Here is a 12,913-nt window from a genome sequence, read left to right on the forward strand (position 1 = left end):
TGTATCTGTATGTAGCCATGTTCGAGTGGGCATACAATCTACGTTGGATTGATTTTGACTTCCTGCGTCGGCTTCTTTTCCCTCCTTCCACCTATTTACCTAGATGAGCGTAAAGCTTTAGCGATCGCTTCTAATTGCCTAACATTACTTGGTTCTGGAGTGAACAGTGCGAGTTTAGCAGATAGAAGTTTGTCTTTAGTGTAGATGCGCCAAACTGAGCTATCGATTAGTTCTAAAACGATTTCGCAAGGTTCATCTAGATCTACGTTTGGTTCTAAAGATGGAATTTTAGATACTTTTTGACAACCAACGATGACGGTATTAATTACTTGATCAAATTTTTGAGCTAATTGAACTAGCATTTGCCAACTCAGGATTAATCCTTGGGGTAAATATTTGATATTTGCTTCTAAATCGAGGATGCCTCTTTCCCAAATCGTGCTGATATCGCCGATCGCTTCGAGATCTAAAATTGACCAGATAAGTTGTTGCTGTTTGTTACTTTCGATCAGGTTTAACAGGTCAATTAGTTCAACTGTCGATGTATTTTGGCTATTCTTATATTTGATTTCAATTACATTAGACATTTTTATTTTCCTGAAAAGCTATAGTGGTTCGGCGGACTGTCGCTTTCCTGTAAGTTGATTATAGCGATGTTGATGTGGGTTAGTATGGTCAGCACGGCGATGATTGGTAAAATCAATGTCTCTAATAATTTCGCCATCATAGCCAAATTCTCTGGCTTGGCGATATGTGTCTCCTGTGCGCCGACTGGTACGTGAACCAATTTGAGTATGAGGATAGGGAGAGTCGGGAATTGGTAGCCCTGTTCGAGGATCGCGGGGTAAAGGTTGGTCGAACAAAGTAAAAAGGTAAAGGGTAGAAGTAAAAATTGGGGTTGTTAAAGAATCGCTAATAATTTAACCTACAAACAAAGAATCCAAAAAAGAATTTTTTTCCTTTTTCCTTTCTACTTTTTACTTGGTAACAGCATCGTTGATTCGATTTCTTCGCGGACTTGTTTGCTGACGTAGCTGCGGTTCATACACTGGACAAGAAGAAGATTGGCTTCGTAATATTGATTGAGAAGATCTACTTGCTCATAAGTCAACTGCCAATCATGACCGATGTTACGATTCTTAATTAATACCTGTCGATATTGTTCAATCCATTCTTGCCATTTAAACTGCCACCATTCTATAAATGATTCCCAATCTTGACTAGGATTGGGAATCATTGCTTCTAGAGATTGTAGGCATTGGTATAATTTTTTATCGTAAATTTCTTTGGAGAGTGTTATTGATAAGGTAAGAGAGGAAGTTAGAGTGATAGCAAGGTCACGAGCAAAAACAAGAGCAAGGGCGCGATCACGAGCAAGGCTTTTAGCGCGATCAAGGGTGCAAGTGAGAGCTAGGTCGAGAGACAGGTCAAAGTCAAGTGCACGGTTGATGTTAAGGTCAACAGTAATCGCAAGGCTTCTATCGCGGGCAAGGTCAAAAGTGAGGTCTCGATTAAGATTGTTGTCAAGGGTGAGATCATGATCTCGTTCGTAGTCAAGGGTGCGACAAGCAATGTAAGCATAAAAAGTTCTAACAGCGACAGTTTTATACGTAAATCGGATAGAATCTATTTTTTGATTTACCCATTCGAGTAATGTGTATAGCTTCTCGTCATTGATCAATATTCCATCAATTTGACATTTCATTAACTGTAAAAAGTTATCTGATCGCCTCAACATCTCCGCCGTTAGATAAAAAATCTCTTTCCATCTTGGATTAGAGATATTATCTATTAATCTTTCAAAGTATCTTTCCCTCTCAATTTCCCGCGCAGCAAAATATTCTTGAAAAGTCAAGTGGGAAAAAGAATAAATATTTCTTGCACGTTCAACTAACAACCCATGATGATGCTCGATCGCCTTTAGCACAACTTCACTATCTAGCCGCAACGCATCAGGATCGGCGGATGCTTCAGGAAGATTGCAGATATAGTCCTTAATCTGGCGTTGCAAATCCTCTTGCCGAAAGAAATATTCACCATTCACAAATGTATTAAATGCAATTTGCCCCAGCAGATCCTCCTTATTTTGTGGCGAAAGATGCTTATAAATCATCTCCCGTTCAATATTTCGCTTGGCATCCCACTTTTTCATTAATACTTCCAAACCTTCCTTATACAGTTCCGATCGCTTCGGCGGGAAGTCGTTACGCTCTCCAAATACCAAGCATAACAGAGTCAGTAATAAAGGACTTTTAGCTAATTCCTTGACAGGTTCGTTACCATTCAATCTCTCTAACAATCGTGCCCCTTTGGAATCGTCCTTTTCTCGAAACCAATTATTGACAAAGGTTGCAATCTGCTGATCATCAAAGTCCGCAACCTCTACTTCTGTAAACCTCTCAAACTGATATTCTCGCGCCGCAATCCGACAGGTAATCGCAAACCGATTCTTTAGCCAATCTCGCGAAAATTGATCAATATCCCGCTTAACCCGCCGATCATCCTTTTTCTTCACCTCATCCAAACCATCCAAAAGGATTAACGCTCTTCCCTCTTTGAGCAAGCGCTTCACCACCTCCACCCCCACCTCCTGCTTTTGAAATTCCGTCAAAATGTAATTCTCTAGCGTTGGCTGTCCTCTCTCTTCCGCATAAGCCTTCAGAGTCACAAATATCGGCACAAGTTCCCCATGAAACCTACTGCCGAGGCAGGACATTGCCAAATATTTCATAAACGTGGTTTTTCCAGCCCCCGGTTTACCCAACACCACCAGCTTTTGAAATTCCTCAACCGCCTCAAATCCTGTCACCCGTTCTTTAATCGTCCCCACTAAAAAGCGGTCAAAATGCTCACGAGTACATACCTCCATCACCTCGTCATAGCCAATCCGCCGCCGCCCAGTCACATCCTTGACGATATTCACATCGGTATAAATCCGATCTAAATCGACAGGTTGCGTCATGTCCAACACCCTCATTGTTCCACACCTTTCAGTGACATCAGATGTAACTTTCGTCTTTACCTCTTGCACTAAGCAATCAAGTTCTATAGCTAGTAGATGCTTTAGTAAGTTCTGAATTTTTAATTCTTTCTCATTTAAAGAATCAAGTTCTGATTTCGTCTTTTGCGCTACAAAATCAATATTTGACAAATTATTTGACAATTCAGTGATTTTCTGTCTTACCGTCTGTATCAATAATTTGAGGTTGTAACTAATGAATTCTGACTGATTGTTCTCTAATTGAGCAATTTTCTGCGTTACCTCTTGTAATAGTAATTCGAGGTCGTCAGACTCAGGTTGAATATCGGCTTTTATATTTAGCTTTTTTGCCTCTGATTCTAACCAATTTCGCAACCTAATCGCCTTATTCGCACCCGCACCCGCAATACTAAACTTCTTGTAAATACCAGTTTTACGATTGCGGATTGCCTCTGCCGTGACGTGTAGTTGCTCCGATACCTCGCGATCGTCCTTATCATTGCCCCACCAAAGCAAAAATACTTCCTCTTGCTCATGAGACAACTCGTACTTACGAGCTAAATCAGTTAAGAAATTACTAGGAAACATAGACAATCTGGAGATTAGATAGGCTTATCTTAACCGAAATTTTAATAAGAAAAAGACAATCACCAGTAGGGGTTAAGCATTTGCGCCACAATTTTTAAACTCATCACCAAGATATCATTCCGCAAATGCTTAACCCTATTCGCTTTCACCAATAAATTTTCCCTGCGTTTTGAGGTTAAGGTCAAAGCATTCCCGATGTAAAAGGATCGATAAATTCGTAAATAGTTGCGGGAATGCTTTGACCCTACAGTTATTGATCCTTTCTGTGGTGGTGGGGGAAGTGTCGTAACCCTAATTATGTAAGGCAATGTAAGGCTTGTAAGGCTATGTATGTGGAGTGAACTCCAAACTGAATTTGAGATTCTTGATATTGTCAAAGCAATCCAAAGCAACTTAAAAATATGGATACTCAAAATCAAGTTCAAAAGCAAGTCACAACTCAAGCGATCGCCCAAACCAATAACAACCCACAACCAAGCACCAATCCCGCCTTCGTGAACGATCCGACATTCTGGATCATTGTTGCGCTAGCCTTTCTATTTCGCGTCATTTTGAGCGATCGCCCATCTTCAGACAAAAAGTAAAAACGCTATATTGCTAAGTTGCTGCTTTTGAATAATCTTAAAATGCAACAACTTAGCGATACACATCCCGCCGATGACCAACTTTGACCACAGTAACTATCAGCTTACGATCCTGTATTTCGTAAACAACACGATAATTACCAAGGACACGAATTCTGTATAAATTGCTTTCCCCTTTTAGCTTTTTACAACCATCTGGGCGTGGGTTATCTGCAAGTAACTCAATCTCCGAAATTATGCCTTGTCGAGTAAACTCATCCAGTTTACGAATCTCCTTTAAAGCAGAAGGCTTAAAGCCAATTTCGTATGACATCTAACTAAGCCCTAACTCCCTTTTAACATCAGCCAAAGGGATAAAGCCATCTTCCTGTAAAGCCATTTCAGCATCGGCAACATCTTCAGCATCTTCCATCTCCTCCAAAACCAGCCAATCTCGTCTCAGCGTCAACACTTGGAGAATATAATCCGACAAAGACACATTAAGCCTTGAAGCTTCTATAGACAACTCATGCTCTAACGGACTTGGCAAATCTAGCTTGATATTCATATGCCTAGAACTTATTTAGTTGATCTACATTTTAAGACATAACTTTAAGACAAGCGATCGCCTATCAAACCTTAAACCGACAAATTCTCATACAAATCAGCAATGACAATATTAGAAAACAACCAACCATCGGGAGGAACTAACATAATGCGGATATCCCCACCAGACTGTTCCACAAACCTGACCCAATCCTGCCCACGATAGCGATCAAGAATCTGCATGGCGCGATCGCATAGATCTTGACCATAGGTTTCTTGCAAAGCTTTCAAACTCAAACCCTCTGCTAGTCGTAACCCCTGCATCAGCGTATCCATTAACTCTTCCGCAGCATCAATAATCGGAGCCGTAAAACCAATTCCTGAACTTTGCCAAAGCGCGATCGCATCAAGATATTCACGCATTTTGCGAGGGCGATCAATTCTTTGGCGATTGATATAACTGGTTGCGCCCATACCCATTCCATAAAAGGGTTGATTATGCCAATAGGTCAAATTATGTTTTGCTTGATATCCAGATTGAGCATAATTCGAGATTTCATAATGGGCATAACCTGCGGATGGAAGTAAATCATGGGCAGTCCTATACATCTCGACCGTATGGGATTCCGTTGGCAATGGATTATCACCTGCTTGATAGCGCTTACCAAAGGCTGTTCCCTCTTCGATAGTGAGATCGTAGATCGATAGATGCGTGGGTTGTAAAGCGATCGCTTCCTTTAGCGAAAAATCCCAATCCGCCATCGATTGATGGGGAAGCCCTGAAATCAAATCTAAACTGAAGTTCTCAAAACCAGCATTTTTAATCGCATCCACAGCTTCATATATTTCCGCCACGCTGTGACCACGCCCACAAACATCCAATAGTTCTTGTTGAAAAGCCTGTGCGCCCAGACTAATGCGATTGATCCCTAAACTGCGATAACCTTGCAAACTCTCCAAACTGACTGTGCCTGCATTTGCCTCAAGAGATATTTCTGCATTCGAGGCGATCGCTAAATATTTCGCGATCGCCTCTAGGATTTGCTCAACTTGCTTTACTGATAGCAAAGATGGCGTACCACCACCAAAGAATATTGTTTGCAAAGTCTCTACAGGCGCTATCTCAGCGACAGTAAGCGCAATTTCTTGACAGAGAACATCAACATATTGCTGTTTGAGATTCTCGCCACCTGTCGTGATTGCGAAGTCACAATAGAAACAGCGTCTTTTGCAAAAGGGAATATGTAGATATAGGGATTTAGGAAATATTTGGCTCAAGGTAACAAGGCGATAATTAATCGCAAGTTTGTCCGAAGGGCAAACTTGCGATGGTTGGATTAAAAGATTATATAACTCACGTTACGCCGAACAAAAATCTGCCCTCATCCCCCAGCCCCTTCTCCCAGAGAGGGAGAAGGGGAACAAGAGGTTTTATTGTTCCCCTCTCCCTCTCTAGAAGCTACCGTGTATACCCGCAATTCTCTCTGTCTACGTTTGAGGGTTTAGATCCCCCCCAGCCCCCCTTAAAAAGGGGGGAGAATTTTCTTCTTCCCCCTTTTTAAGGGGGATTGAGGGGGATCATTAGGAACTCACGCTATAGCTGATAACTTGTGTGTACACCGTAGCTTTTGGGAGAGGGCTAGGGAGAAACTTCTACGTAACATGAGTTATATAATTAGATTTAGCTGCTTGGCGATCGCGAATTTACCAATCCCAAATACCGATCCAAAACTATGACCAACGCCATCTCCACATTAGAAACCATCTATCCTAGTAGCGATGGGCAACCGATGGCTGAAAGTACCGAGCATTATCAATGGATTGTGGCGATCGCAGGTGGATTAGAAGATCTGTTTAAAGATGATGATAATGTCTTTGTCGCAGGGGATTTGCTCTGGTATCCCGTTGAAGGACAATCAGAAATTCGTCGTGCTCCCGATGCGATGGTGGTATTTGGCAGACCAAAGGGCGCAAGAGGTTCCTACATTCAACACCTCGAAGCAGGAATTGCACCTCAAGTTGTATTTGAGGTTTTATCTAGGGGCAATCGGATTTCGGAGATGGCGCGGAAGTTTGAGTTCTATCAAACCTATGGCGTGGAAGAATATTATGTTTATGATCACCTTGCTAATGATCTAGTCGGTTGGGTAAGAAACCCTGAAGATCATCACCTAGAGCCAATTACCAACATTCAAAACTGGAAAAGCCCCCGTTTAGGAATCCGTTTTGAACTTACTGATGAAACCCTCAAAATTTTCAAACCTGATGGGACAAGGTTTTTAACCTATCTTGAACAGGCTGAACAAGCTGCTGCCGAAAGAGTTGCTAAAGAACAAGCTCTAGATACGATCGCCAAATTTGCGGCTAAACTCCGTGAAATGGGTGTTGATCCAGAAAACCTTTAACCTCAAAAACAAAGATATTCCTTCCCACCCAAGGATTAGAGGTGCGGCGCTTCGCGCCGCACCTCTAATCCTTGGGTTTTAATGTCTATTTTTTAAGACGGGGAAGGAAGTACCAAAATAAATAGGGCGCAAAGCACCGCATTTACTTTTGAGTAATTTTACTCAGTGAAAATCTGGCAAAATAACTGCCAAGAGTTGCCTTGAATCGGTTTTAATTAAAGGAGCGATCGCAAAAAAACAAAGGAATTCACGGCAGAAATATGGGGATTGCACGGCGACAATTCTTGCAGGCGGGTCTGACCAGTCTGATCGGATGGCAATTTCTCACCCGCGATCGAGTGGCTCTTGCCGCAGAGCAGTATGTACGAAAAACGACAGCATCAACTCAGCACAAACGAGCGCTCTTAATTGGGATTAATCAATATGATGCTAAAGAGGAAACCTCAAGTTTTGCCTCAGCAACAACTAATAATGGATGGCTACCTTTACATGGTTGCGTTAACGATGTGGAGTTACAAAAGGAACTACTAATTCATCGCTTTGGTTTTGCTCCCCAAGATATCGTGACGCTGACCGATCAAGAAGCAACTCGCAGTAATATTGCCGATGCGATCGCCACCCATTTAGTTGCCCAGACCTTGCCCGATGACTTGGTAATCGTTCACTTTAGCGGACATGGTTCGCGACTGGGTAATTACAATACGCTCGTCCCTGTAGATAGTGGCTTGCCTCAAAATTTAGAAAATCTACGGGATATTACGGAACAGGAATGGCAGGGTTGGCTGCAAGCGATCGCCACAGATCGGATTTTGAATGTGATCGATGCAGGTTTTTACTATCCAAATGTATCGGCGATCGGGAATTTCCGTCTGCGATCGCGAGTTGGATTAAAAAACTGGCAACCAACATCAGAATCCAGCGATAATCAACCCGAAACTACCCCCATCAGCACAACTTTACGCGCAGCCTCAGGCGATATGCTCTGTGCTGATGCTCAATGGTCAGGCTTTAGTAGTGGTGCATTTACCTACTCCCTAGTGCAGCAATTATGGCAGATCATTCCTGCGACCACGATCCATGTGGTGATGAGTGATTTGGCAACCACCCTCGATCGCCGCGCTTTACACAATGACAATCTCACCATCGAGAAACAAGTTGCGAATATGTGGGAAGTTGAGCCAACCAAACAAAAGACGATCGCCACTACTACTTTTGCCGAGATGTTACCAATTCCTGACTTTGGTTCCGATGGCGTGATTATGAATAGCACTGGCGATCGCCACACAGCAGATGTCTATTTGGCAGGTTTACCGATCGCCGTTTTAAGTAATTATGCAGCGGGGGCAATTTTGCAGGTAATGGCAGCAAGTACTTCGGAAATAGCTAGTGCCTCAGAAACCCAATCTGTTCTCAAATCAATTCCCGCGAATCCCCAAGCTACAGTGCAATTGAAATCACGCAATGGATTTAATGGCAAAGTTGAAGTTTTAAACGATCACAGCATCAATCCCAAATTAGAAACAGGACAATTACTTCAGGAAGTAATGCGCGCCATTTCGCACAATGTCAAATTAGCGATCGCCCTTGATGTCGGCTTAAGCAGAATTGAGCGAGTGGACGCTACCAGTGCCTTCTCGACTTTACCAAATATGTTTGGCGTAAATGCCAATGAACAATGTGCCGATTGTCTATTTGGAGTGCAGTCAGCAAGCTACGGCTTATTCACAGTTGGACATACACCGATTCTTGGTTCATTTGGCTCCGTTGGCGAGTCGGTAGGTGTGGCGATTAAACGCTTACAACCTTTTCTGGAAAGTCTTCTCGCCTCCAAGCTAATCCGCACTACCGAAAATCAAGCTGCAACCCATCTCGATGTGCGGGTCACACTCAAGGCGATGATCGGTGTTGATGAGCGATCTGTGACTGTGGCAAGTCAATCTGCGGCAAGGGCTTCTCTAATTCCTGCTAATAATGCCAGCAACACCGTGCGGACTAAACCAATTAATATTGGCGATCGCCTGGAATGTCAGATTGAAAACTTTAGCGATCAGCCTCTGTATATGCGAATCTTTTGCCTCGATCCACGCAGTAAGATTCTCACACCCAACTTTATCGCCACTCCCTACGCCAATGATGGCATCATTCCCGCATCGGAAACTCTCACGATACCCTATCCTAAAGCACCAATGAATTGGGCTGTCTCCGCCCCTAAAGGCATGGTCGATGTTTACATTGTGATTAGCCGATCGCCACTTTTGCAGGTAGCCAAAATCCTAGAAGCTTCACAACGTCAAGCATCCTCCTTAAATGGATTAATTTCTATTCCCAATCCCTTACAAGTTGCCCAAGCCCTACTCGCTGATCTTGATCGCGCAGGTAAGCCTTCAGATTTTGGGAATATCGCTAATGTCAATGATGCATGGATGCTAGACATGCATCAATGGGCAACCTTCAATTTCAATTATCAAGTTGCATAAAGGCTAAGCCGTGAAATAAGAAAGCAGATTTAGCGCGGCAAAGCTGCGCTAAATCTGCTTTCTTTTCATGAATTATAGCTGTCGCCATTCTTGTTAACATCAGTTCGCCACTTGCGTCGTGCTTCGCACGACGCAAGTAGCTATATCAAACTGATGTCTCCCAAATAGTGTGAGGCGGCGCAAAGCGCCGCCTCACACTATTTGAGTTTGCCCTGATACAGATGGCGATAGCTTACGAAGCAAACCCATTAAGGGTTTTAAAAACGCAAAATGGCATAGCCATTTTGTGTTTTGGTATACGAAATGATACAAAATCCACAAATGGTTTCATAATGAAAATAACTGTTTATAGCTAACAGAGAGCCATGCCAACCAAACGAATTTTGATTGTTGACGATGAAGAAAGCATTCAAACTGTGGTGCAGTTTGGCATTCAGATGGTCGCCGATTGGGATGTCTTAATTGCCAGTTCTGGTCCCCAAGGGATTAAAACCGCTTGTGACGAAAGCCCTGATGCCATATTGCTCGATGTGATGATGCCAGATATGGATGGTATTGCCACATTTAAAGCGCTTCAGGCGGATCCACAAACAGCCCAAATTCCTGTAATCTTTTTGACAGCTAAAGCTCAAACTTCTGAAAGAAAGCAGTTTAATGATTTAGGAGTCAGTGGGGTGATTACCAAACCTTTTAATTCCCTTGATCTCCCTGATCAGATTGTCAAAATGCTGGATTGGTAAAGTTATGAAGATACTGCTTATAGAAGATGATGACGTATTAATTGCGGTCTTAACTAAGCATCTGACAGACAATCACTATATTGTCGATGTGGTCAAAGATGGCGAAATGGGGTGGACCTATGGCTCGACATTCGAGTATGACTTAATCGTACTCGATATTGTTTTACCGAAGTTAGATGGCATCCGTCTATGTCAACGCTTTCGAGCGGAAGGTTATACTATGCCAATTCTGTTACTAACCGCCCAAAATGCTAGTACAGCCAAGGTTAGTGGACTAGATGCTGGTGCTGATGATTATGTCGTTAAGCCCTTTGATGTCCCCGAATTAATCGCAAGGATTCGCGCATTATTGCGGCGGAGTAATGCTAGTTCTTTTCCCTTATTAGTTTGGGGAGATTTGCTACTCAATCCGAGTACCTGTGAAGTTTCTTACAATAACCATCCCCTCACCCTTACCAATAAAGAATATGAGTTGTTAGAGCTTTTATTGCGTGATAGTCAACATTTACTAAGTGCTGATGAAATCCTCGATCGCCTTTGGTCTTCCGATGAGTTCCCATCTGAGGCAACGGTGCGATCGCATATTCGTCGATTACGGCATAAGTTAGTAGAGTCTGGCGCTCCATCAGATTTTATTGCGACTGTGCATGGGCGCGGCTATTACCTCAAAGCACCAGACAAAGCCCCTGAGATGGCAATACCACAGCAAATTGATTCTGTTACTACGAATTCGCTGAAGTTACCCAACGCCAACTCTCAAGATACTCAACAAAAGCAGTATTTAGAATTTTTAAATCAGCTTTGGATCAGCAATAAACCGAAAAGTCTGGAGCAGTTAGAAGTATTATTTGAAGCGGTCAGCAAATTACAATCTGGAGATCTTGATCCGCAATTGCAAGCACAGGCTCAACAAACATCGCACAAATTAGCGGGGACTCTAGGAACATTTGGGTTAATGATCGCCATGCAATTAGCGAGTCAGCTCGAAAGTTTACTCCAAAGCCAACCATTACTCAAAAAACAACAGTTAGAAGTTTTGGAAGCCTTGGTAACTTCCTTGCACAAGTCAATTGAGAATACCCATGTCATCGAAAGCGCTCCCATAGGGACAAATACGACCATATCATCGTCAGGATTGCATCTGGATCATGCTCAAATCGAGGCAAAGGTGATGATTGTCGATGATGATGTGGATTGTTTGCGATCGCTTCCTAAACTGCTCAAACCTTGGGGCTTTAAAGTGACGACCTTGGCAGATCCACAGGACTTTTGGACGGTGTTACAGTCGGTTTTGCCTGATGTCTTGGTGTTAGATATCAATATGCCGCAAATCAATGGATTGGAAATCTGTCAGGCTCTCAGAAACAATCTGGAATGGCAGCATTTACCCATATTATTTCTCAGTGTGATGACAGATGCGAATACCCAAAACCTCGCTTTTAGTGTGGGTGCAGATGACTATTTATGTAAACCAATCGTGGGCATCGATCTAGCTAATCGGATTCATAATCGTCTGCAACGGGTGAGAGCTTACCAATACAAGTAAAAGGTGCGCGAAGCGCACCTTTTACTTGTATTGGTAAGCGACAGCCATGAATTGCACGTATTTTGCACAATAAATCAGTCATGGTCACAGAATAAATACTTTTTTAAAATTCATATACATTGAGATAAAATCGCATGACTCAAGCCATACAAGCGTCGCTGCGAGAGCAACAATATCCCCTCATTCGGAACCTAGCCAACTGTATCGAATCTGTATGGCAAGAGAACCTAGATTTGTCTCCCTATCAAGTTCCAGAAGATCTAGGCTATGTGGAAGGAGCTTTAGAAGGTGAGCGTCTCATCATTGAGAACCATTGCTACAGCACACCCCAATTTCGGAAGCTGCACTTGGAACTCGCTAAAGTTGGCAGTGGCTTAGATATTCTGCATTGTGTGATGTTTCCTAATCCATCCTATGGCATTCCTATTTTTGGAGCCGACTTAGTTGGTGGCAGAGGAAGTATCAGCGCAGCGATCGTTGATCTTTCTCCTGTGCATCCTGAACGGGCTTTACCTCGCAGTTACCACAATGCTTTGTCGAGCTTGCCTGCGATCGCGTTTGAGCAAACTCGTGAGTTGCCAGCATGGGGCGATATCTTTTCAGATTTTTGTTTGTTTGTGCGTCCAATGGGCGATCGCGAAGAGGCTGCTTTTTTACAAAGAGTGCGTGATTATTTGACTTTGCATTGTCAGCTTGCGGTGGCAACTGAGCCGTTAACGACTTCTGTGGAAATCGATCAGATTTTGGCGGGTCAGCGCTATTACTGCGAGAAGCAACAGCAAAATGATAAAACTCGCCGTGTTCTCGAAAAGTCTTTTGGCACAGAGTGGACTGAGCGTTATATGACCACGATGCTATTTGATTTCGTCGCCTAAATCTAGAGCTTAGCTGAAATTTGGGTTTGGAGACCAAACCCCTACCTATACAAATACCGTAGATACTGTCTTAAGCACCAAAAAGTCAAGAGGGAATTTGGACAAAATTAGGATCGAAAGAACGCTGAGACTTGAGAACACCAAAGACCTGCCGCAATAGCTTGTGCATGACAGCACCAATGACAGACATTTT

General features: G+C 43.0%; 12 protein-coding genes. 6 read left to right on the forward strand and 6 right to left on the reverse strand.

Annotated elements, in window-relative coordinates:
- Positions 1-95: 95 nt before the first annotated feature.
- The 3 genes from B9G53_RS19105 to B9G53_RS19115 form a co-directional block, all read right to left on the reverse strand.
- Positions 96-587, reverse strand: coding sequence for a hypothetical protein (locus B9G53_RS19105; RefSeq protein ID WP_094535062.1), 492 nt, complete (start codon positions 585-587; stop codon positions 96-98).
- An 18-nt stretch (positions 588-605) separates the two neighbouring features.
- A complete protein-coding gene (locus tag B9G53_RS19110) occupies positions 606-863 on the reverse strand; it encodes a hypothetical protein (protein ID WP_094535063.1) in 258 nt (85 codons plus the stop codon).
- A 107-nt stretch (positions 864-970) separates the two neighbouring features.
- A complete protein-coding gene (locus tag B9G53_RS19115) occupies positions 971-3,568 on the reverse strand; it encodes an NACHT domain-containing NTPase (RefSeq protein WP_094535064.1) in 2,598 nt (865 codons plus the stop codon).
- A gap of 401 nt (positions 3,569-3,969) precedes the next feature.
- Between B9G53_RS19115 and B9G53_RS19120 the strand changes: the two genes are divergently transcribed.
- Positions 3,970-4,152, forward strand: coding sequence for a hypothetical protein (locus tag B9G53_RS19120; RefSeq protein WP_094535065.1), 183 nt, complete (start codon positions 3,970-3,972; stop codon positions 4,150-4,152).
- Between the two features lie 52 nt (positions 4,153-4,204).
- On the opposite strand, the gene B9G53_RS19125 is transcribed toward B9G53_RS19120, so the two are convergent.
- From B9G53_RS19125 to hemW, 3 genes are all read right to left on the reverse strand, one after another.
- Positions 4,205-4,465, reverse strand: coding sequence for a type II toxin-antitoxin system RelE/ParE family toxin (locus B9G53_RS19125; protein ID WP_094535066.1), 261 nt, complete (start codon positions 4,463-4,465; stop codon positions 4,205-4,207).
- Positions 4,466-4,699 (reverse strand): hypothetical protein, encoded by a 234-nt coding sequence (locus B9G53_RS19130; protein ID WP_094535067.1) that lies wholly within the window; start codon positions 4,697-4,699, stop codon positions 4,466-4,468. It abuts the gene before it with no gap.
- Between the two features lie 71 nt (positions 4,700-4,770).
- Positions 4,771-5,955 (reverse strand): radical SAM family heme chaperone HemW, encoded by a 1,185-nt coding sequence (gene hemW / locus B9G53_RS19135; protein WP_094535068.1) that lies wholly within the window; start codon positions 5,953-5,955, stop codon positions 4,771-4,773.
- A 455-nt stretch (positions 5,956-6,410) separates the two neighbouring features.
- Between hemW and B9G53_RS19140 the strand changes: the two genes are divergently transcribed.
- The 5 genes from B9G53_RS19140 (at position 6,411) to B9G53_RS19160 (ending at position 12,720) form a co-directional block, all read left to right on the forward strand.
- On the forward strand, positions 6,411-7,082 hold the full coding sequence (locus B9G53_RS19140; RefSeq protein ID WP_094535069.1) for a Uma2 family endonuclease: 672 nt from the start codon (positions 6,411-6,413) through the stop codon (positions 7,080-7,082).
- Positions 7,083-7,342: 260 nt separating this feature from the next.
- Positions 7,343-9,559 carry a caspase family protein gene (locus B9G53_RS19145; RefSeq protein ID WP_094535070.1) on the forward strand — a complete coding sequence of 739 codons (2,217 nt, stop codon included), beginning with the start codon at positions 7,343-7,345 and terminating at the stop codon, positions 9,557-9,559.
- A 365-nt stretch (positions 9,560-9,924) separates the two neighbouring features.
- The gene (locus tag B9G53_RS19150) at positions 9,925-10,299 is read left to right on the forward strand and encodes a response regulator (RefSeq protein WP_094535071.1); all 375 of its coding nucleotides are present in this window, start codon (positions 9,925-9,927) and stop codon (positions 10,297-10,299) included.
- Positions 10,300-10,303: 4 nt separating this feature from the next.
- Positions 10,304-11,845, forward strand: a complete 1,542-nt coding sequence (locus B9G53_RS19155) for a response regulator (RefSeq protein ID WP_094535072.1) — start codon at positions 10,304-10,306, stop codon at positions 11,843-11,845.
- A 134-nt stretch (positions 11,846-11,979) separates the two neighbouring features.
- On the forward strand, positions 11,980-12,720 hold the full coding sequence (locus tag B9G53_RS19160) for a phycocyanobilin:ferredoxin oxidoreductase (RefSeq protein ID WP_094535073.1): 741 nt from the start codon (positions 11,980-11,982) through the stop codon (positions 12,718-12,720).
- Positions 12,721-12,913: the final 193 nt, after the last annotated feature.

The organism is Pseudanabaena sp. SR411 (assembly GCF_002251945.1).
GTDB lineage: Bacteria > Cyanobacteriota > Cyanobacteriia > Pseudanabaenales > Pseudanabaenaceae > Pseudanabaena.